We start from the raw sequence: 22,455 nt of genomic DNA, 5'->3' as shown, positions 1-22,455 counted from the left end.
AGCAAAAATGCCCTTCTCCTTTGTTTTAAAGGATAAGGGCATTTCTCTATTTTTCATAGAGAGCAAATAGCAAAAGAACAGCTTACATTCACTCTTTAATATTCAAAATCATTTCCTGCGCCAACTTCTTGGCTTTCTTTGGAAGCATACGTTCTTTGTATGCCAGATACTCTTCCACATCAGTGGTTTCTATCTTACCATCCCGTAGAGCTGCTCGAAGTGACATATACAAATCAACATACTCAATAGCAATTTCCTTATCATTTTTAACTGATACCATTACATCCATAGCTCAACCCTCCATGGAATAATAATATCATCATCATGTGATTAATCCGTTAAATCTATTTCTTCTAAGTGTTTCAACAATATCCTTTAATCTATCAATCTCTGCCATAGCTTTATTCCTTTCTTAGTATCCCATTGCTGCGCTTACTTCTTTTGTCTTTTCCACACCTATGAGCATTTCCAGTAGTTTGAATGCTACTAATGGTGCTGTCTGTGAACAATATGAGGTGATAATATTCTCGTCCACTACCACCGGCTCATTTATTACATTCACACCGTATTCAGCTAACTCTTTTTGAGTTTTTCCGTTATCTAAATGATAGACAGTAGCCTTTCTGTCTTTTAAGATTCCACTTTCAGCTAATGCAAATGCAGCAACACATACAGTCGCTATTGGCTTTTTTGCATCATTGAATTTTCTTATCAAATCAAGTGTTTTTGGATGCAGGGAGTTCTCTCTGCAGCCTTGTATATTTTAGCGGGTAAGCTTAGCTTGAACCCGCAGTGTAGAGTTTAGGTCTCCACAATGTGGAGAAAGTTTGAGGAATTGATCATCGGCAATGTCCTCCTTTCCTATTCTCGATTCAATTATATCTTTTTGTTACTACTGTAAGCAATTGTTCCTTCGTAAGTTATAATTCAGCCACAATCTCTGATATAGCAACTAGTGTAGCTTCTCCACTGATAGTGATTCGATCATTATCCTCTAGTCTACAATGTACATATCCACCACGCTGTGAAGCCTGGTAAGCTTTTATTTCTTTCTTGTTAAGCACGTCAGACCAATATGCTGCTATCTGACAGTGAGCTGAACCACATACTGGGTCTTCTGCAACAAGAAGTTTAGGAAAGAAAGTTCTTGAGACACAATCTACATCTTTTCCTCTTGCTGTAGCATCCTGTCCTCTGCCTGGAAGCTTTGAGAGCTTCATCTGATCAGGATTCATATTTCTTATCTGTTCTTCTGATTCAAAAATGCAGAGAAGGTCTGGTCCAAGAAGAGCCTTTATAGGGCGAACGCCGTAAGCTTCTTCCATTTCATCTGTAACAGGAATTTCAGGCTGTTCATATGTAGGGAAATTCATTTCCAAGAGATTTCCATTTCTCCTTACTGTAAGTTTTCCGCTGAGAGTGTTGAATTCAACTAGGTCTGAATCCTTTTCTATGTAATTTAGTATTACAAATGAAGATGCAAGGGTTGCATGTCCACATAGTTCTACCTCTGAACCTGGTGTAAACCAACGTAAGTGATAGCCCTGTTCATCTTTTACAATAAACGCTGTTTCAGACAGATTATTTTCCATTGCCAGCTTCATCATTGATTCTTCTGATGGCCAGCTATCCATAACACACACTGCAGCTGGATTACCTGCAAAAGGTGTGTTTGTAAATGCATCTACTATATATTGCTTCATAATATGGTTCCCCCTCGTATTCATGTTAATCTTCGACTTCGATATTAAATATTACTGTCTCTCCACAATCAATGCACTGATAAGGGCCATTCTTAAGATTGCCCCCTCTTCTAAATGCATAAATAAATGGATATATTGCCTGCATAGCAACCATACAAACATTATCACTGTTTTCTTTGTCCAGGTCGCTTCCTACAAAACAAATAACATCCCCCTCTTTGTACTTAGGGCAATGACTTTCTACTACTGTAACCTTTACTTTGTTATCTGTGTACGCCATAACTAGTCTCTCCTTTTTACTATATACTCATTACCATACATTCATCAGATACCTTAAACCCAAGCTTTTCATACAATGGTCTACCTTCGTCCGTAGCATCTAGACTTATTTCTGTGGAATGCTTTTCCCTAGCATCATCTATAAGAAGATTTACCATCTGTTTTGCTATGCCTTGTCTCTGGTAGTTCTTATTGGTATAAACATTCATAAGATGAGCTCTTTTTCCTGTCGGATGGGAAAAGGTTGGCATTACCTCGATATATGAAATACTTGCACAACCAATAGCTTTATCGCCATCAAAAGCAAGGCAGGTAGTTTGATTGCCATTTAGAAAATAGTCTTTGCTACATCCTAATAATTGTTCACTAAACGGTTCGTCCTCTTCCATATGGTTTACAACTCGAAGCATTTCAAGACGAATATCCATCAAGGTGTCTATGTCTTTACTTGTTGCTATTCTAATATCCATTTAATCTCCCTCTATGAACGCTAAGTACATGTTTTTCTCATTATAAGTATTTAGAGTAAGAATTTAAACTATTCTTTCTAACAAAATAGCCCATCAAGAACTCTTAAAGGATAAATACTTTTGATTTATTCCATGGTCTCTTGATGGGCCTTTACTTAATGCTTATTATTTTATACCGATAACAGGGGCTGTTTATTAACTATGGGATAATGATGCCATAAAAAGCACCCCATTAACATTATCACAACATATTTAATCAAGTTAGTTTTTATTAATGCTAACCAATTCGTCAGATATTTCAACACTTACCAGTTTAGTAAATTCAATATCAGTATAATTATTTGCATTTGATAGAATTGTAATTACGACAGTTGGATGTCCTGCAGCCTTAACCTTATCTAAATCAACATTGACTATTGGCTGACCTTTTTTTACTACATCTCCTACCTTCACATTGGATGTAAATCCATCTCCATTCATGCTTACAGTATCTATTCCTATATGCACGAGTATCTGCACACCTCCGATGCCCTCTATTCCAAATGCATGTAATGTATCTGATAACTGAAGAATTTTTCCATCGCATGGTGATACTATAGTTCCATTAGTTGGTTCAATTCCAATACATGGTCCAACCATCCCTTGTGCAAACACAGCGTCTGGAATATCCTCCATTGCAATAATCTTTCCAGTTCCGGTAGCACCGATTGACAGTGGGTATTCTACAGCTTCTTTTTTGAATAAATCTAATAATTCCATAACTACACCTTTGTATTTTTAGTCTATATCTTTTCCATTGCTTTCAATTACTTTTTTGTACCAATAAAATGAATCTTTTTTCATTCTAGCAAATGAACCTTCGCCATTATCATTGCTGTCAACATAAATCATCCCGTATCGTTTTGCCATTTCACCTGTTGATGCACTTACAATATCAATACAGCCCCATGGAGTATAACCCATCAAATCTACGCCATCGTCAATGGCTTCACTCATTGCTTTAATGTGCTCTCTTAAATACTCAATCCTATATGGATCATGGATTTGTCCGCTTTCAACAGTGTCATAAGCACCTAATCCATTTTCAACAACCATCAATGGAATTTCGTATCTATCATACAGTTCATTAAGTGTTACTCTTAACCCATTTGGATCTATCTGCCATCCCCATGCACTTTCTTTTAAATATGGGTTTCGTTTTGCATTTGCTATTAGGTTAGCAGATGTCGAATCTACCGAGTCATCTTCTGTAAAACAAGATGTTTGATAGTATGAAAAACTAAAGAAATCAACCTTTCCATTCATTAATATCTCTTCATCACCAGGCTGCATTTCAAGTTCGACACCTAATTCATTCCATAATCGTTTTGAGAATGATGGATATTTTCCTCTGACCTGAACATCACCGCAATAGTAATTAAGAGTCCTCATATTTTTTTGATTTCCTAGGACATCAATAGGATTACATGTGTATGCATAACTAGGCATCATTGCAATCATGCAACCAACCTTGGCATCTGGGTCAATGTTATGGCAAGCTTCAACGGCTAAAGCACTTGCAATAAATTGATGATGTAACCCTTGATATCGCAGCTGTACATCATCTTCCTGATTTGTAAAATCTCTTGTTTGTCCGTTTAAAATACCTAAGGACATATAATTTCCTAAAGAAAGACATCCACAATTTATTTCATTGAATGTAAGCCAGTATTTTACTTTTCCTTTATACCTCTCAAATAAAGTAGTAGCATACTTCAAATATAAATCTACAAGTTTTCTAGAAGCCCATCCGTTATACTTTTCTGTTAATGCGAAAGGCATTTCGTAATGAGAAATTGTAACCAAAGGCTCTATTCCATACTTTTTTAATTCATCAAAAACGTCATCGTAGAATTTTAGTCCCTCTTCATTTGGTTCTAGTTCCTCACCTGTTGGAAATATTCTAGTCCAGGCAATAGACATTCTAAATACCTTAAAACCCATCTCTGCAAATAGCGCTATATCCTCTTTGTAGTGATGGAAAAAGTCACTTGCAATATGATTTGGATAGTATAAATCATCCTCTATTGTTTTTGTAATTAATCTAGGATGACTAACATTGCCACTGGATAGGTGATCGGCAACACTTTCACCTTTTCCACCTTCATTCCATCCACCTTCATATTGGTTAGCAGCTGTTGCACCGCCCCATAGAAATCCATCCTTAAATGCCATCATAAATCTCCTATTTCTTATGCTACTTCTTCGTCTTTATAAAGAATAAATGTTGCTACAAATGTTGATACAATGCCTATTACGATTGAAACACATAGTAGAATTACATTTCTTAGTGGGTTATCTCCACCAACAAAACATGGTATTGCTGGAAGAGCTGATGCGCCAGCAAATGCATAAATATATACACTCATAAGACCAGCGAATAATCCACCAATTGCGCTACCAATCATTGCGCCCCACATTGGCTTTTTATATTTCAAGTTGATACCATACATAGCTGGCTCAGTTACTCCACCTACGATTGCTGTAATTGCACATGATAAACCTGTTGACTTAACCTGTTTGTCCTTTGATTTCACTGCTACCGCAAATGAAGCTGCTCCCTGATCGATATTTGAGATTACAAGTGCAGTAAAGAAAATTGGCTCATATCCGTTAGATGAAAACATTTGTAAAAGATATGGTACAAAGGCTGCATGCATACCTGTCATGATAAAGAATGGCATAAATGCTGCTAGTACCATTACACCTACTGGACCAATGAGATTGTAAAGCCAAATAACAAATGCAGAAACATAATTTCCTAAGAATGCTCCCGCTGGTGCTAATAAGCAAAATGAAAGTGGTACCATTACAAGTAATGTGCATAGTGGCTCAATAATAGAACGTAAGAAATCTGGTGCAATCTTTGCAAAGAATTTCTCAACATATGACATAACCCAAACCGTTAAAATAGCTGGGAATATAGTGCTTGTATATGATGCTCCATAAATTGGAATGTTCAAGAATGTAAATGCTGTCCCTGCAGCAACTTCATTTACAAATGTAGGGTAAACAAGCATTGCTCCCATAACCATACCTAAACCTTGGTTAGCACCAAACTTTTTCGCAGCATTTCCACCAACAAGGATTGGTAAGAAATAGAATCCTGCATCACCTACAAATGAAAGTATTTGATATGTTGAATTTTCAGCAGTTATTCCAAATAGTTCAAGTACAATTAAAAGCACCTTTACCATTCCACAACCGATAAGAACTGGAATAGCCGGAGTTAAGGAGCCTGAAATAGCATCCAAAATGCCATTCAAAATATTTCCTACAGTAATAGGTTTCTTTTCTGTTAAATCTCCATCTATGATGTCATCTACAGAACCAGCCTTTTCGAATCCTGCGACCTTACAGATTAGATTATATGCATCTCCAACACTTTGACCGATTATAATCTGATACTGTTCACCTGACCACTGTGAACCTAATACTCCTGGAAGTTTCTCTATCTCTTCCTTTTTAACAATACTTTGATCCTTAAGATTAAATCTTAATCTTGTAACACAATGTGTGAAGAACTCTACATTGCTTTTTCCGCCTAACAAATCACATATAGAATTTGCTAACTGTTCATACTTACTCTTTCCCATTTTTTCTCCTTAAGTTTTAAGTCCATACGACTATTTAAATATAAAAAAACCCCAGAGATAGTAAGACACGCTTACTTCTCTGAGGTGACGCCCAATTGGTTACGATCCTCTTGTGTGGATAATCCAACTATATGTAATAATAAATATCCCAGTTCCTCTTCAGAACATGGAACTTCAAATTCATTTGTCAAATACTCATTGACCTTCATAACACATTCATATTGTTTAGGGTGAATGTCTTTTAAGCTTTTTATTAAATCTGAGTTTTGACTATACTGCTCATTTCGTTCTCTTCTTCTGACGAAATACTTTATGTGATTTTTATATCTGAAATAATAAAAAGTCTTTTTATCAATTTCTATATCTAACTCAGTTGATATAATATTATCTAGTTTTCTAATGATTCTTTCTGTTCTTTTTTCTGTCGTCTCACCAACTACTGTTGGCTTTTGTAGAGCCCCCATTAAGTGGATTACTAAACTTGTAACCTCTCCTTTTTCAAGGTGAATATCTGCCCACTCATTTATTCTTTTTACCATCCATATGGCAAGTTTGTTAATATCAGGGTAATGAAATGCTAACTCTTCTGAATATGGCAAGCCTAAAGTCATTCCCTGTCTTGTTCGATTAATGGCAAAATTAATGTGATCAGCTAAGATAAACACAAGATTTGGATTTAATTCTCCATCTAGTTTATCTGTAGCAACATCAACTAAATGACTTACAAAACTAAGTAGCTCTGACGGTACAGTCTCTAACAATTTTTGATGGCTAGGATCTATGTTGTAATAGGTTCTATCTATTAATGATAAGTCTGTAACTTCATAAGGCATTGAAGGAAATCCAATTCCTTTTCCCATAACTATTACTTCCCTATCATTCCCATCTTTTCCTATGGCCACATTATTATTAATCTTTTTTATAATTTGCATGTCGGGCCTTTCTAGTTTCTTTACGACATAAAAAAAACCTTTTCGAACATAGTAATCCGAAAAGGTAATGCCTCGAAAGTAACAATCCTTAATATGTGTAAAATATAACATCATCAAATGTTTGATTCAATAGAGAAAAATAAACAAAATCATCCTGATATAATTATAAATTATATATAAAACTATACGGCTCTATTTGTTCCCCATCAATTCTGCTATCTAAATTTATACCAACACAAATCCCATGCCATCACAGATATATGGCAGGTATTTTAAATCTTCCTTACGTACCTGACCAATTACATTTACTCTTTCATCTGCCGGGCGCTCAGTTCGGCAGATTTCTATTTCGCCCTTGTATCTCAAGTATCTATCATTTCCTATGCAAATGGAACCTGGTTTACAAGCTACTGTATTTTTAGGAGCTATAGAAGCGTCTTTAAACCATGCCCTAGATTCCTGAGAACGAATTATGTATGAGCTAGAATCTGGGCGCTCGTGATTGATTTTTCCAATGAGGTCGCTTCCAAAATCAGAAAGATCTGCGCCTAATCTGACATAGCCCTTGCTTAAATCCTTAAGGGCAGACCAGCCATCATCAGATAAATCCACATCTCCAATCATGACTATATCCGTATTTACGTTATACAGCTGAAGCATATTTAGAGCTACCTGCTCCTTAGCATTCCTATGATCTTCGATGGTAGGAAGTCCCTGACACAAAGGACCACGGAAATCCTTATCCCCTGGAATGAATGCAGAAACATTGTAACCCAACAGCTTTAGGTTAGAATTAATCTCCTTTACCTTTTCTAGGCTAAGTCCTGTATAAGGCTTTGGGTAATAGTTGTGACAAGCCTCGAATCTACTAACATCAGCACCAAGACGCTCCCATTTTTTTATATCAAATGGTGAGATTGTTGATGCGTTCCAAACGATTTTAAAATGCTTGGATAGGTTAACAACATCCTCATCTGAGAATCCGTAGTCTAGCCGGATGGAAGTTACTCCAAAATCCAATAGATTTTCCATAGCCTTTAAACCTAGTCTATCTGGAGTCTCACCATCAACGTCCATGGTCAACTCTATCCCTGCAGACTTGGCTAGATTTAATAATTCTAGAACTCGTTTTTTATAGTCATTATAATCTTCCTCTGGAATATGAAGGGAGGTAAAGCCGTAAGCTGCTCCCGCATTTTTTGCCTTACGGATTACCTCCTCATTCTTTTCAAGACCAGATGAAAGATAGATTGAAATACCAGTTTTCAATACTCTACCTCTTATTCACCATATATTTCATTAATTCTGTCTTCGTCAACACCGAATAACCATGTAACAACAAAGCCACCGATGTATGCGCAAAGCATTGCGATTACATACTGGAACTGATGTCCTGGCTCAACGATTAACAATCCAAACAATCCTGATACGCCCTGTGATACTGTACCAATATGGAAGAGTGATGCAACTATTCCACCAAATCCTGCACCAAGGCAAGCTGTGATAAATGCTTTTCCAAGAGGTAATGTAACAGCGTACATTAATGGCTCACCGATACCAAGAATACCTACTGGAATTGAATCGCGGATAAATCTCTTGAGCTTTGCATTTTTTGTCTTAACATACAATGCAAGACCTGCACCTACCTGGCCACCGCCAGCCATCATAAGGATTGGTAAAAGGTAGTTGATACCTTCTGTTGGACCAGCTGGATCATTAAGCATAGCATGGATTGGAGTAAGTGCCTGATGCAAACCTACAGCAACAAGTGGGAGGAATCCTGCTGAAAGAATGTATCCACCTACTACTCCAAGACTTCCGTATACAAAATTCATAACAGTATAGATGCCCTTTGTCAATACAGCGCCAACTGGCTGAATGATAATGACAACTGCCAAACTACCGATAATCAAAACAAGCAGTGGTGAGATAAATGTATCGATTATGTTAGGCATTACTTTTCTGATTTTCTTTTCCAACCATGCAAAGAATACACCAGCGATAAGAGCTGCAATCAAACCACCGTTGGCTGGGTTATATGCTGCGCCAGTCATTGGTAGAATAATCTGAGCATCGTTGTAGGTTGCAAGAAGTGGCATTGCTGCATTTGAAATACAAATAGCACCAGCGATACCGCCGAGGATTGGTGAACCACCAAATTCTCTAGCTGCATTGTAGCCTACAAAAATTGCAAGGTAAGCAAAGAGGGCCCAACCCATTGTGTGGATACATTCATACCACCAAATTCCCGATAATGCTCCACCTGTAGTTACATTTATTACATTTGTTAAACCATTGATAAGACCAGCTGCAATAATACCTGGTAACAATGGAACAAAGATATTTGCTATTCTCTTTAAGAAGTTCTGGACTGGCTTGTCATATTTAGCCTTTTGAGCAGCCTTGTTTTCTTTAGCTACTGCATTTACATCATCTGCAACTGTTCCCTTAGGGATACCTGTTAATTCAGAAAATGCATCCAAAACTTTAGTTACTGTGCCTGGGCCAAAAACAATCTGAAGTGTATCAGATTCAACCACTCCCATTACACCATCGATTTTCTTGATTTCATCAACAGACACCTTTGAAAAATCCTTTACGCCAACGCGCAATCTTGTCATACAAGCTTCATTACTAATTATGTTTTCTTTTCCCCCGAGATGCTCTAAAAGCAATCTACTTACATTTTTCACATCCATAATTAATTCTCCTTTTTCATTCAACCGCGATTCTTATTTTGTCCTCTGAATCCTTAAGTCGCGCTTTTGCTGCGTCATAATCAACGCCCAAAAGAATCATTATTATCGCTGTTTTCACCTCCCCTTTCGCTTTTGATAATACTTCTTCCGCTGTTTCTCTTGAGCAACCAGTTGCCTCCATTGTTATATTTTGAGCGCGAACTTTTAATTTCTCATTTGTTTGTTGAACATCTACCATAAGGTTTTGGTAGACCTTACCGATTCCAACCATGCTTCCGGTGGAAATCATATTGAGTATAAGTTTTTGTGCTGTTCCTGCTTTCAATCTAGTGGAACCTGTCAAAACCTCCGGACCAGTCACAGGCTCGATTGCCAAGTCAGCCTCCTTACCAATTTCTGAGTCCTTGGTACAGGCTATTGCAACTGTTCTGCAGCCTATCGACCTTGCGTATTTAAGACCATGAAGTACATAAGGTGTACGTCCACTGGCTGCAAGACCTATAACAATGTCCTTTGAAGTCAAATTGATGCCCTGAAGTTCCTCTGCACATAAGGTTGTGCTGTCCTCAGCCCCCTCAATAGCTTTTAGAAATGCATTTGGTCCTCCCGCAATCAGACCAACCACCATCTCCGGTGGGACGCCAAAGGTAGGTGGACATTCTGCTGCATCTAACACTCCAAGTCTTCCACTTGTACCTGCGCCCAAATAAATAATTCTGCCGCCTGATTTAAGGCTCTCTGTAGCGTAGGTGATAGTCTGGGCTACCTGAGGAAGAACCTCCTTAATAGATTCCACCGCTATTTTGTCCTCGTTATTCATAAGGGTAACGATTTCAAGTGGTGTCATCTGATCCAGATCCATACTGTTTTGGTTCCGCTGTTCTGTTGAAAGCTTAGAAAGATTAATCATCTAAACCTCCTTCATTAAATTACTCGAGTATTCACTTTTCTTCTTTTTTAATTTGTGTTTTCGCGAAATTTTTATATAACTCGTCGTAATGACGATTTACATACGATACAAATAAAATATCTATCATGTTCAGTTGGGAAATTCTTGATGACATGGCACCACTTCGGACTATTAATTCTGTGGCAGCCACTTCTAAATTTATGTCAGCATATTTTCCTAGCTTAGAGCCAGAGGAACGGGTTATTGCTATAACCTTAGCATTGTTTTCCCTAGCTGTATTGGCACATTCAATCATTTCTTTGGTAAGGCCTGAATAACTGATTACAATTGCCAAATCATCCTTTGTCATTGTTTTGGCATAGAGAATCTGAGAATGCAAATCATCACAGATATTGCAAAGCTTGCCGATTCTTATCAGCTTCAAATACAAATCTCTCGCCACTAAAAGGGATGAGCCTACGCCAAATAAATTTATGTTTCTAGCATTTCCTATTAAATCCACGCACTTTTCTATGTCCTCTGGCTTTACAAGCTTTGTGGACATTTCAAGAGATTCAATATTTTTCCATGTGACACGTTTGATAATGTCCGCAACTGATTGTCCTGGATCGATATCCTGCATGGATACCGCTCTGCTCTCCTGCATCAAAGCAACTTCGTAAACTAGTGCACTTTGAAATTGTTTGTAGCCATCATAATCAAGCTTTCTGCACAGACGATAAATCGTTGCCTCAGAAGAGTAAGATAGCTTTGCAACCTCCTTTAATCCAAGATTTATAAATGTCTCTGGGTTCTTTCTGAGAGTATCTATAAAATTCTTTTCTCCAGGAGTTGCATAGTCTTCGTAGTTTTTTAATCTAAAAAACAATCCCTTTTCCATCTCTATATCTCCATTATAAATTTTGATGTGTTTACTTCAATTATTATAACTCAATATGAAATTTATTTTCATATTTTGAAATTATTATCCGTAGAATATTTTAATTGTCAGACATATAATGAAGCCATAAAAGGTAATATCAGGAGGTGCAATATGAGAATATATCAAGCAAAGGACTACAATGATCTCAGCAGAAAAGCTGCTAATATCATCTCCGCCCAAATTATTATGAAGCCTAATGCTGTACTTGGACTAGCAACAGGTTCATCACCAATAGGCACTTACAAGCAATTGATTGAATGGTATAAAAAGGGTGATTTGGATTTTTCAGAAATAACAACCATCAATTTAGATGAATACAGAGGACTTGGTCCTGACGATGCGCAGAGCTATTATCGTTTTATGCATGAAAATTTTTTGGACCATATTAACGTAAATACGAATAATACAAATATTCCTAATGGCTTGGAAATGGATAGCGAGAAGGAATGTGGTAGATATAATGAGGTGATTGCAAAATCTGGTGGCATCGATTTACAGCTACTTGGAATAGGGCTCAATGGACATATTGGTTTTAATGAGCCTGGTACCACTTTTGATAAGGAAACCCATCTTGTTAATCTAAGTGAGGCTACAATTAAGGCAAACTCTAGATTCTTTAATTCCTATGAGCAGGTTCCAACTCAGGCATACTCCATGGGAATCAAAAGCATTATGCAGGCTAAACAGATTCTGCTAATTGCCTCTGGCGAAAATAAAGCCCAGGCTATATATGACACTATCTGCGGGCCTATTACTCCAATGGTTCCTGCATCTATCCTGCAGCTACACAATAATGTTACAATAGTGGCAGATACAGACGCATTGTCTTTAATACTGAAGGAACATGAAATCCTCAAAGGGGGACAGCTTAAATGATAATAAAAAATGGAAATGTTTATTGCTCAGACGGGGGCTTTAAAATAAAGGATTTGTATGTGGCCGATGGTTTTATTGTGGATGATAGGAATTTAGCTGCTGCAGATGGAAAAGTAATAGATGCCACTGGAAAATACGTTATTCCTAGTCTTGTGGATGTTCATTCCCACGGAGCCTTTGGACATGATTTTTGCGATGCTGATGTCGAAGGATTAAAGGCAATTTTAAAATATGAAAAGAGCTGTGGCATAACTAGCTATTGCCCTACCTCTATGACATTTCCTGAAGACAGACTAGAAAAGATTTTCAATACAGTTAATGAGGTTGGTGCTGAAGGAAACCTAGCAAATATTGTCGGCATCAACATGGAAGGGCCTTTTATTTCCTACCAAAAAAGAGGTGCTCAAAACCCTGATTACATTTTAGCTCCTGATGTGGAAATGTTTCGCCGTTTAAATCGTATATGCGATAATAAAATCCGTTTAATTACAATGGCCCCTGAGGTTGAAGGAGCTACTGATTTTATCAAAGAATTGTGCTCTGAGGTAAATATTTCTGTTGGACATACCATGGCAAATTATGATGAAGCCACTGCTGCATTTAAAGCTGGAGCTAACCATGTTACCCATTTATTTAATGCCATGCCACCTCTTAACCACAGGGAGCCTGGAGTCATTGGTGCCGCTGCAGATTCTGAAAATGTTTTTGTAGAATTAATCTGCGACGGAATCCATATACATCCTTCTGCCATCCGTTTGGCTTTTAAAGTTTTTGGCTCTGACCGAGTGGTTTTAATCAGCGATTCTATGGAAGCAACAGGCATGGTGGACGGCGAATATGAATTAGGTGGTCAAAAGGTTTTCAAAAAAGGAAATCATGCCACTCTGGCTGATGGAACACTTGCGGGCTCTGCCACAAATCTATTTGATTGCATGAAAAAAGCGGTAGAGTTTGGTCTACCACTTTATGATGCTGTAAAATCTGCTACCACCACTCCTGCCAAAAGCATAGGAATGTATCCTAAAATTGGTGCCTTAGAGGTAGGCAGCAAGGCAGATATTTTAATTGTTTCTAAGGATTTAGAACTAGATGAATTAATTAGTATGTAGCTTTACCTCTAGAATTCTTCTAACTGATTCATCAATTCTTTCTTCTGATATCTCACCAGATTCTACAGCTGCCAAAACACCATTATAGGCACTGTAGAAATCCTCTGGCATCAGGATGATATCAACTCCTGCATTTATCGCCATAACAGCCGCATCGGCTGAAGAATAATTCTGAGAAATAGCTCCCATACCAAAGGAATCTGTTACAACAACTCCATCGAATCCCATCTGCTGGCGAAGCAGGTCATTTATCATGTAGCTTGATAGACTGGCTGGCAAACCGTCGTCAGTAATGTTTGGTGTGGAAATATGTCCCACCATTATCACCTGTACTCCGTCATCAATGGCTTGCTGAAATGGAATCAGTTCACATTCATTTAATTCTTCCAAGGTTTTATTCGTATATGCGTTACCTACATGTGAGTCCTCTGCGGTGTCTCCATGGCCTGGGAAATGCTTTATTACTGGTGTGATGCCTTCTTCTTCCATGGCATTGTATTCTGCAATCACCATGTCAGCTACCAGCTGAGGGTCGCTGCCAAAGGATCTGTCCCCGATTACTGTATTGGAAGGGTTGCTTCGAACATCAGCTACTGGCGCAAAATCCATATTAAATCCCAAGTCTAAAAGATAATCACTGATAGTCACTCCTGCAGCTGCTGCAAGGCTCACATCTCCAGTTTGCCCAATGTCATACATGCAAGAAACCTGCTCCACTCCAAAGGCACTATTACCACCGATTCTGGCAACTCGACCGCCCTCCTCATCCACTGTAAGGAATGGCTCCATTGCTCCCGCCTCTTCATAAAAGGCTAAAGTATTTTCAAGCATTGTCCTGGTCTGTTCAGGGTTCTCCAAATTCTTTGCAAAATAAATTAGTCCGCCAACAGGGTACTGACTTATTGCAGTGCGAGTGGTATCTCCAGCCTCGGTGACTAAGTTGTAGCCTGTAAGAGCCTCAGGTGTGATTATGAATAGCTGAGCCACCTTTTCCTCGATGGTGTGGTTATCAAGCCACTGCTGCACTTCGTCCACCTCTGTTTCGTCGGACGTTGACTGAGTGGTAGTCTCTGCCGGCTCAGCCTGAACTGATTCTGTTGTTTCTATTTTTTCATTAGCCGTGGATGCCGTCTCTTTTCCACATCCGCTCAAGCTAGCTACTGATAGCAAAAGCACTGACAGTAGACTTTTCATTCTTTTACTCATATTCAATTATATATCCGATTGATCCGCTAAATAGATCATCGTAATCCCCGTTCAAATCATCTGTTGTGTCGTTTAACCACCAATTATCTGAAACCTTGAAAAGACATAACGAATTTTCTTCGATGTCCATTCCATCCTCTTCAAATGATGGCTCGTTGTCATACCAAATGGAATCATACCAATTCCCTGGAGCGTTGATTACACCATCCAAGTATTCTCCATCCTCATTGAACCATCGATAATCTCGATTGTCTGATTCTCGTTTGCCGCCTACGTAAAAACGGTATTTACCATTTTCTCCTTCGTTAAGCAATTCAACAATGGCATCAAACTCATCCTGAGTATTGATTCTGACTAAATATCCGCCCTTTTGAATTGCCTGATTATATGCCTGCTGCCAAGTAACATCCTTGTAGACAATTTCATATTCATGAATAGCTTTGTCATCAACTATGGCAGGACCATCGTCCTCTGTGGTCTCAGCCTCCTCAGATGCTGTCTCCGCAGTTTCTTCTTGAACCTCTGTTGTAACCTCTGGCACCTTGCTAGCATCATATGTTACAAGGTCGAGGACCTCGCTTGATGCTTTATTATTCTTGTTGATAAATAAAAATACCATGAGACCGACGAGGGCAGCTAGAACAATAAGTAGGATTACAATTAGGGCTATTCCTATGTTATTTTTCTCTGATGTAGATTGGGCTTGTGGATATCCTTCCTGTGGGTAATCATACTGAGGATATTCTGGCTGTTGGTATTGCTCCTGATGATATGGCTCCTGCTGGTACGCTGGGTAAACCATCTGATTCTGGTCAGGTTCTATTTCTACTTCTACATGTGTCTTACTTCCACACTGGCCGCAGAATTTTGCATTATCTGGAATTTCTGCGCCGCAAAATAAACATTTCATATTATTTCTCCTTGTTGTTAGTTATAAGGTGATGAGCAAATTCCCTGATCCGCATTTACGTTAACAAGCGCTAGGCTTTCCAATGTCTCCTGCTGATCCTGATATGGAATAAACAACCACATCTGGACTTCCTCTGACAACTCAGATACTGGTGTTCCTGGTAAATAAATCAGGATTTCATCTGCACCATCTAACGCATAAGGATACAATGGAATGTATCGTACCCCATCGGATATGAATTCTTGGTCATCGTTTGTGACAGTCAGCTCTGTCATGCGCATTGAATATGTATAATCGTTAATCTTTTTTATGTCTTCAAAGCGCCCCTTATAATCGCAAAAATACTGTGTACCATTAGGATATTCATCGCCAGTGTCTCCCATATCGCTATCGTAATAATACCCCTCGAATGTACCATCTTCTGAAATTGTAAACCCATCTTCCCAGCCGCCTGCGCCACTAGAGAAATAATATGAATAATTTGATAATTCCTCGAAAGACATTCCTATGTCTTCCTGTGGCTCCTCCGTCTCTGCTTGCTCCTGAACCTCATGAGCTTCAGATGCTTCATTTTCTGATACATTAATTACGTTGTCTACCTCTTCCTGCTTTTCAGAAAGGCGCTCGTTGCCTGTAATGTCATAACCCGCCTTTAAAATCGCTGCCGCTTCATCATACATTCCCAACGAAACATAAACATCTGCAGCGCCAAGGTAAGCTTCCACATTCTTTTTATCAATAGCTAGGATGCTTTTGTATGCATCCAAGGCCTCTTCATAATTGCCTTCCTGCAAATATTTCTTTCCTAAATCCAGTTTGTTTGAAATTTCAGATGCCTCACTTTTCATATTGAAAAATAAGAAGCCGTCAACAGATGCTGCTGCTAGATTTAGAATTATCAACAATACTATTAATACTTTACGTTTCTTTTTCATTTTCTAATCTCCAACTCTTAGATTATGTTGTTAGTAAAAAGTATAGCGCATTCTCAGCTATTTTTCTCAATTGCATTCATATATATATTATGGTACTTTTTTATCTAGTATCAAATATTTTTTAGGAGAATGGAAATGGAAAAATCAAAGAAAACTATAGTAGTTAGCATTGTAGCTGCACTTGCAGTTATAATTGCGGTGATTGCTGGAATCAGTTGGTATAATAGTCCAGCGCAAAAGCTTCCAAGACTTCTTGATTTGGGAGAGAAGTATTTACTTGATGAGGATTATGAGAATGCTATTGCTACATACAAGCTAGCATTCGAGATAGATCCTAACAATACAGAGGTTATCGATCAAGCTGTTTCAGCTTACTTAGGCTATGCTAAACAGCTGGTTGATAGTGGAGATACGGATAAAGCAATTGAAATTCTCACAGAGGGCTTTGAGCTTTTTGGTGATGAACGAATATCAGCAGAGGTCGAAAAACTTTCAGGTAGTGCTCCAAACAATTCTACTGAAAGCTCAGATACAACCGAGGGTATTGAGAAAACTGTAGTAGACGGTATAGTTCATAACGCTTACGATGTGTATGATATCAATGATGAACAAGCTGCATTTCTCGACTCATTAATATCACTATGTGAAAGCGACAATACCAAATCAGCGGCTGAAAAGTTTGATAAGGAAACGCTCAAATCACTTATTAATCAGTTTGGTTCTGTGAATGAAGCTGGTGGAACTATTCACATTTATTATGGTGGATATAAAATATATGGTAATTATTACAGCTCAGAAGCTTCCTCGTCATATGTTGTGGCTCTTATCCCTGCAGATGAAGGCATGGGCTACTTCTTTAGCAACTATGGTACCAGTTATGGCTATGGTTATTGTGCTTGTTCTGATGGCATGTTTAACGGTGAATTTGTCAATAATATAGTTGTTACACAAAATAATTATGAATTCTATTTTTCTGGCAATGTTGTTAATGGTCTCTACGATGGAACGGTAACTGAGCACCAGGACCACGACATGACAGGGACATTCTCAATGGGAAGGATACAAAATACATATTTATACACCCAAGACTCAACTCAATTTTATGTCGTATATGATTCAGATACAGCCAAAGACGGAATGGCAGAGAATCCTGAAAATTATTACTTTTATCTAGCTCCAGGTAGCGCCTTTGGATTATCTGAAGGATCTGCCTCTGATGCTGATGGTTTAAATATATACCCATACTAATATTGAAATCATGTAGATGGAGCGGCTCATATGGCTGCTCCATCTTTTTAAAGTATATCTCTGTACGTAGAAAGATTAGTTAGCTACACTGGGTATTTCCTCATTCTCTTCGGCTTATCTCTATTTTCATAATTAAAGTTATGAGATAGTTACCTTTTTCTTTACTGTGCAAAATGGTATTATAGTAGCATGTTAGTCATACTTGCATGGCATCACGGGGAGATTTTTTATGAAGAGAATCACACAGGTTGGTATTGTTCTAGGTATTATTACAATCTGCGCTACGCTTGCGCTCTATAATCACACACTCAAATCATCGGCTGTCGATGAGCTTCCACAAACGGATTCAACTGAAGAAATAGAAGATTCTTCCATTGCAAACTGGAAGGAAAATCACCCAAAGGTTCGTGGTATATATATCACCGGCCCAACAGCTGGCACCGAGCGAATGGATGAAATTATTCAGCTTATTAATGATACGGAGTTAAATGCAATTGTTTTAGATGTTAAGGATGATTTTGGAAATGTTACTTTTAACATGGATAATGAGGCTGTGGCTTCCACTAATGCCTGCATTCCTTATATTTCCGATATTAATGCTTTGATGAAAAAATTGAAGGATAATGATATTTATGTGATAGCAAGGATTCCTTGCTTTAAAGACCCTACATTGGCAGCAGCGAAACCAGAGCTTGCCCTTACAACTGCAGACGGAGAGCCTGTTACTGATTCCTGTGGCAACGCCTGGGTGAATCCCTGTAAAGAAGAAGTTTGGGATTACATTATTAGCATTGCATCAACTTGCGCCGATTTAGGCTTCGACGAAATCCAGCTGGATTATGTCCGCTTCCCTGTAGGCCAGAATTCGGAAGACGCTTATTATGGTGTTCCTGCTGACGACGAAATGCGTCAGGAATATATAAATAATTTCCTAGATACTGCAACTACAGCATTGCACGAGAAAAATATTCCTGTTACAGCAGATGTTTTTGGCACAATTATCAGAAGCAGCATTGATTCAAAGCACATAGGTCAGGATTATGTCACCATGGCTTCGAAGCTTGATTGTCTTTGCCCAATGATTTATCCATCACATTATGCCAATGGAGAATTCGGAATCGAAATACCTGACGCCCAGCCATACGACACTGTGTATGCGGCACTTACAGGTTCTAAAGAAGTCTTGTCGTCCGTTCCCACAGATGAATGCGCTATAATTCGCCCATGGATTCAAGCATTTACTGCCACCTGGATAGAAGATTCTATCGAATACGATGGAGAGGCTATCCGTGCTCAAATCCAAGCAATCTACGATGCTGGATATGATGAGTGGATAATGTGGAATTCAAAGAGTAACTATTACGCCAACGGACTGAATCAATAAATCAAATTTAATAATTCATAACAACATAACAAAATAATGCTCCCAAGAAATATTTGCCATTTTATTTAAGGCATATTTCTTAGGGAGCATTATTATAATCGCTAAACACCTTTGATATCGCAAAAAACTAAATCAAGCGACTAGTAGTGTTAGAAGAACTGATAATTGCAATAATAATACCCGTAATAATTCCAGCTATATATGGATTTTTTGATACTTTATAAATCATTCTATCCACTACTGCTGCACCTGGAATCATAATTAAGAAAGCCCATAATTGTGCAATATTCATTGGCGCATTGTTGTCTGACCACATCATATGCTTATTAATTACGTAACTTCCATATTGCATTAATAACAAAATTATAATTGGAGCTAATGCTACTAATGTAAGTACCAAGTTGTTACACCATGATTTTTTCCCACCAATCTGGTTGAAATTAAAGGAATTATTTGCAACCGAGAATGCAATATAAAATACTAAGAATAGTAATGCATGTGGGAATAAAGCCATTCTCAGTGTGTTTGCATTTAGAACCTTCATTCCAACGTTCCATATTCTAAAATCAGATACAAAGAAATAATCAGCAACAAATACGCATAAATAAGCACAAATAACGGTTACTATTCCAAGCAATACTGTCTTTATAATCTTTTCCTTAGAAATAATTACTCCACAATCAACCAAATCTATCTTTTCAGAAGATAATTTAGATGAAACAAATAGTGTAATTATAGTAATAACACCATTAAAGGCAGCCCAGAGAGCTATTCCAAATATCATTGGCTGCTCAGTAAAAGGTAGATTTTTACCAAATTCTACAATTGGCTGATATGTACAAGCAGCAAGTATTGTGCTAATTACCGCTCCCCCAATATAACATTTGATACTTTGTTTATTAGCTTTTCGTGCCACTGCTACTTCATTTGCTCTCAACACCTCAAATGTTCTGGTAAATAGCATACATGTTACAAAAGAAACAATAAATAAAACTACTCCAACGAGACCTACAAGATTGAATGCTTCTTTAATTTGCCATATCTGATTTCCAGAAGAAATTTTCACTGGATAGCCAAAACATTCATTGAAAAATTCTATTGTGGCTGTAGCTGATCTCTTAGAAAAATGTGACCAAGGATGTATTTGTGCTGGATTGTATATAACACGTATTGCATCCTCTCCATCGATATTTTCGTGGTAGATGGTTTCTGAATTCCTTGTCTCTAACCCTGTTGGATTCTCTCCAAAATATAAAAACGATTGAGCAAAATTGCTATCTGTCATATAGTAAGGTGCTTGCAACACGCTACCATCTTCTGTATATGTTTGATGAAAAAATTCATCATACTTACAAGCAATTATTCCCACATCACGAGACATATAATTATTTACATAATCAGAACCAATTCCCATTGCTGTTGCAAGTCCACCCATTGTATCCGCTTCCACATACATGGCATCGATACAATTCAAAAGGATTGCAGAAATCATTGGAGTTTCATTCTGGTTATCCTCTAAAATCGCCAGGTTAGATGACATTCCTCCCATTGAATGACCAGTAATGCCAATTTTATCCTTATCTACATAAGGTAATCTTGATAACTCTAATACCCCCTGATATACACCTACGAAATCATATCCTGAACCATTTTCATTAGCATAATCACCAATATCCGACTGACCACATCCAGGCTGATCTATAGCCAGAACTACATATCCTCTTCTTGATAATTCAACAGAGTTAATATCTTGCATTTCTTTGTTATTAAGATATCCATGACTTGTAACTACTGCTGGTGCAGGGCTGTCTGCTGTAGCATTATCTGGAATGTATAAATTAGCACTAATAGCCCTTCCTGCTTCAGTTTCCCAATACAAATGTTTAACAGTTACATGACCAAAATTTGTTTGCACCAATGAAACAACAATTCCACTGATAAGCATCAATATGATTGAAACAATCAATAAAATCGATGCTTGACGTTTTACTTTTTCCATAAAAAATCCCTCCTAAAAAAATATCTGTCTAAAACATAGCTTGAAATTTACTAAATAGATATATATTATTGAGTTGAATTTTACTAAATTATTTAATTGTTGAGGATAAGATATGAGTATTACATCAAAGGAAATAGCAAAAGGACTTGGATTGTCTCCGTCTGCCGTTTCATTAGCATTAAATAATAAACCTGGCGTAAGTTCAGAAACTAGAGAATTAGTATTAGCCTATGCAGAAAAACATGGCTATGAATTTAAAAGAAAATATAACGGTTCAAATAAGCTTAATATTATTTTTATCATTTACCAAGAGTTTCCTGTAGCATTAGATTATCATATCATTTCTGTGGAAATGTTAGATGGAATTACCGAAATGTGTCAGAAGAACAACTGTAAACTCAACACTATAAAGATTAATCCTAATGATAATTCTTTAGATGATTGTATAGCAGATATTCGCCTCAATCCTGTAGATGGCATTCTTCTGCTAGGCACTTCTATATCAGAAAAAATTGTAAAACAATTTACTAACTTAAAAATACCTATGGTTTTACTCGACTGTCCTTTAGACTGTGTTGATTGTTCTCGTGTAAGTATAAACAATGTTCAAGGAAGCTATGCTGCTACAAACTATCTTATTCAAATGAGAAAAAAACAACCTGGTTATTTAGCATCAAGCATACGACTCAATAATTTCATTGATAGGGAAATTGGATTTAAAAAAGCATTGGAGGATAATGGGCTTTCTTATTCACAATCTATAATTCAAAAAATATCACCATCAATTGATGGAGCTTTTGCTGACTTCATGTCTATTTTAGAAAGTGGCGGTCCAATCGCAGATTGCTACTTCGCCGACAATGATTTATTAGCTATAGGAACTATGAAGGCTTTGCTTGCCAAGGGATATCGCATTCCTGAAGATGTTGGCATTGTAGGATTTGACAATATAGAATTTTGCCATTTATTAAACCCCTCTCTTAGTTCAATAGCATTTTCAAGAAAGTTTATAGGGCAAATATCAACAGATATATTGATACAAAAAATCAGCAACAATAAACAACCAAATGTAAAACTACAAGTGGACACTCGACTAGTAAAAAGGTGCTCCGTCTAACAGACTAACACACAAATTTTGCTATATATTAGATTTTATTTTATCTATATAGTTATTTCACAGTTTCTTCATTTCAAGGCTGTATACTCAACATACAATTTGGTTTTGCACTATGAAATGG

At 37.5% G+C, this 22,455-nt stretch carries 22 protein-coding genes; 5 read left to right on the top strand and 17 right to left on the bottom strand.

The window, feature by feature from the left end; genetic code table 11:
* Window positions 1-88: 88 nt before the first annotated feature.
* The 13 genes from E7276_RS02150 to E7276_RS02090 all read right to left on the bottom strand — a co-directional run bounded on the left by E7276_RS02150 (window position 89) and on the right by E7276_RS02090 (window position 11,508).
* Window positions 89-289: a hypothetical protein gene (locus E7276_RS02150; RefSeq protein ID WP_294213156.1), complete on the bottom strand. Its 201-nt coding sequence runs from the start codon at window positions 287-289 to the stop codon at window positions 89-91.
* Window positions 290-412: 123 nt separating this feature from the next.
* A complete protein-coding gene (locus E7276_RS02145) occupies window positions 413-760 on the bottom strand; it encodes a DJ-1/PfpI family protein (RefSeq protein ID WP_294213182.1) in 348 nt (115 codons plus the stop codon).
* Window positions 761-920: 160 nt separating this feature from the next.
* Window positions 921-1,703, bottom strand: a complete 783-nt coding sequence (locus E7276_RS02140; protein WP_294213153.1) for a PhzF family phenazine biosynthesis protein — start codon at window positions 1,701-1,703, stop codon at window positions 921-923.
* 25 nt (window positions 1,704-1,728) lie between these two features.
* Window positions 1,729-1,983, bottom strand: coding sequence for a TIGR04076 family protein (locus E7276_RS02135; protein WP_294213150.1), 255 nt, complete (start codon window positions 1,981-1,983; stop codon window positions 1,729-1,731).
* Between the two features lie 19 nt (window positions 1,984-2,002).
* A complete protein-coding gene (locus E7276_RS02130) occupies window positions 2,003-2,452 on the bottom strand; it encodes a GNAT family N-acetyltransferase (protein ID WP_294213148.1) in 450 nt (149 codons plus the stop codon).
* 261 nt (window positions 2,453-2,713) lie between these two features.
* The gene (locus E7276_RS02125; protein ID WP_294213146.1) at window positions 2,714-3,211 is read right to left on the bottom strand and encodes a PTS sugar transporter subunit IIA; all 498 of its coding nucleotides are present in this window, start codon (window positions 3,209-3,211) and stop codon (window positions 2,714-2,716) included.
* An 18-nt stretch (window positions 3,212-3,229) separates the two neighbouring features.
* Window positions 3,230-4,669: a glycoside hydrolase family 1 protein gene (locus E7276_RS02120; RefSeq protein ID WP_330598907.1), complete on the bottom strand. Its 1,440-nt coding sequence runs from the start codon at window positions 4,667-4,669 to the stop codon at window positions 3,230-3,232.
* Window positions 4,670-4,683: 14 nt separating this feature from the next.
* Complete coding sequence (locus E7276_RS02115) at window positions 4,684-6,087, bottom strand: PTS transporter subunit EIIC (protein WP_294213143.1); 1,404 nt, start codon at window positions 6,085-6,087, stop codon at window positions 4,684-4,686.
* A gap of 71 nt (window positions 6,088-6,158) precedes the next feature.
* On the bottom strand, window positions 6,159-7,019 hold the full coding sequence (locus E7276_RS02110; RefSeq protein ID WP_294213141.1) for a PRD domain-containing protein: 861 nt from the start codon (window positions 7,017-7,019) through the stop codon (window positions 6,159-6,161).
* Between the two features lie 225 nt (window positions 7,020-7,244).
* A complete protein-coding gene (locus E7276_RS02105) occupies window positions 7,245-8,288 on the bottom strand; it encodes a MupG family TIM beta-alpha barrel fold protein (protein ID WP_294213139.1) in 1,044 nt (347 codons plus the stop codon).
* Between the two features lie 11 nt (window positions 8,289-8,299).
* Entirely contained in the window at window positions 8,300-9,718 is a 1,419-nt protein-coding gene (locus tag E7276_RS02100; protein ID WP_294213136.1) for a PTS transporter subunit EIIC, read from the bottom strand.
* A gap of 16 nt (window positions 9,719-9,734) precedes the next feature.
* Entirely contained in the window at window positions 9,735-10,628 is an 894-nt protein-coding gene (murQ, locus tag E7276_RS02095; RefSeq protein ID WP_294213133.1) for an N-acetylmuramic acid 6-phosphate etherase, read from the bottom strand.
* A gap of 31 nt (window positions 10,629-10,659) precedes the next feature.
* Window positions 10,660-11,508: a MurR/RpiR family transcriptional regulator gene (locus E7276_RS02090; RefSeq protein WP_294213132.1), complete on the bottom strand. Its 849-nt coding sequence runs from the start codon at window positions 11,506-11,508 to the stop codon at window positions 10,660-10,662.
* 153 nt (window positions 11,509-11,661) lie between these two features.
* Between E7276_RS02090 and nagB the strand changes: the two genes are divergently transcribed.
* Both nagB and nagA read left to right on the top strand, forming a co-directional pair.
* Window positions 11,662-12,426, top strand: coding sequence for a glucosamine-6-phosphate deaminase (nagB, locus tag E7276_RS02085; RefSeq protein ID WP_294213127.1), 765 nt, complete (start codon window positions 11,662-11,664; stop codon window positions 12,424-12,426).
* Complete coding sequence (gene nagA / locus E7276_RS02080; protein WP_294213122.1) at window positions 12,423-13,535, top strand: N-acetylglucosamine-6-phosphate deacetylase; 1,113 nt, start codon at window positions 12,423-12,425, stop codon at window positions 13,533-13,535. Before nagB ends, nagA begins: the two co-directional genes overlap by 4 nt.
* Here the strand turns inward: nagA and E7276_RS02075 are convergent.
* The 3 genes from E7276_RS02075 to E7276_RS02065 are packed head-to-tail and all read right to left on the bottom strand — an operon-like array spanning window position 13,521 to window position 16,586.
* Window positions 13,521-14,729 (bottom strand): glycoside hydrolase family 3 N-terminal domain-containing protein, encoded by a 1,209-nt coding sequence (locus tag E7276_RS02075; RefSeq protein ID WP_294213120.1) that lies wholly within the window; start codon window positions 14,727-14,729, stop codon window positions 13,521-13,523. The two genes, nagA and E7276_RS02075, sit on opposite strands and share 15 nt — an antisense overlap.
* A 4-nt stretch (window positions 14,730-14,733) precedes the next feature.
* On the bottom strand, window positions 14,734-15,651 hold the full coding sequence (locus E7276_RS02070) for a zinc-ribbon domain-containing protein (protein ID WP_294213119.1): 918 nt from the start codon (window positions 15,649-15,651) through the stop codon (window positions 14,734-14,736).
* A gap of 17 nt (window positions 15,652-15,668) precedes the next feature.
* Window positions 15,669-16,586, bottom strand: a complete 918-nt coding sequence (locus E7276_RS02065; RefSeq protein ID WP_294213117.1) for a tetratricopeptide repeat protein — start codon at window positions 16,584-16,586, stop codon at window positions 15,669-15,671.
* A 135-nt stretch (window positions 16,587-16,721) separates the two neighbouring features.
* Between E7276_RS02065 and E7276_RS02060 the strand changes: the two genes are divergently transcribed.
* Both E7276_RS02060 and E7276_RS02055 read left to right on the top strand, forming a co-directional pair.
* Entirely contained in the window at window positions 16,722-17,834 is a 1,113-nt protein-coding gene (locus tag E7276_RS02060; RefSeq protein ID WP_294213116.1) for a tetratricopeptide repeat protein, read from the top strand.
* Between the two features lie 229 nt (window positions 17,835-18,063).
* On the top strand, window positions 18,064-19,218 hold the full coding sequence (locus E7276_RS02055; protein WP_294213114.1) for a putative glycoside hydrolase: 1,155 nt from the start codon (window positions 18,064-18,066) through the stop codon (window positions 19,216-19,218).
* 127 nt (window positions 19,219-19,345) lie between these two features.
* Here the strand turns inward: E7276_RS02055 and E7276_RS02050 are convergent, their stop codons facing one another.
* Entirely contained in the window at window positions 19,346-21,217 is a 1,872-nt protein-coding gene (locus tag E7276_RS02050; RefSeq protein ID WP_294213113.1) for an alpha/beta hydrolase, read from the bottom strand.
* Window positions 21,218-21,329: 112 nt separating this feature from the next.
* Here E7276_RS02050 and E7276_RS02045 point away from each other — a divergent pair, with 112 nt between their 5' ends.
* Window positions 21,330-22,334 (top strand): LacI family DNA-binding transcriptional regulator, encoded by a 1,005-nt coding sequence (locus E7276_RS02045; RefSeq protein WP_294213111.1) that lies wholly within the window; start codon window positions 21,330-21,332, stop codon window positions 22,332-22,334.
* The last annotated feature ends 121 nt before the right edge of the window (window positions 22,335-22,455 follow it).

Source organism: Pseudobutyrivibrio sp. (genome assembly GCF_015057185.1).
Taxonomy (GTDB): domain Bacteria; phylum Bacillota; class Clostridia; order Lachnospirales; family Lachnospiraceae; genus Pseudobutyrivibrio.
The sequence above is the reverse complement of the archived record's forward strand: the minus strand, read 5'-3'. Positions and strand labels throughout refer to the sequence as shown.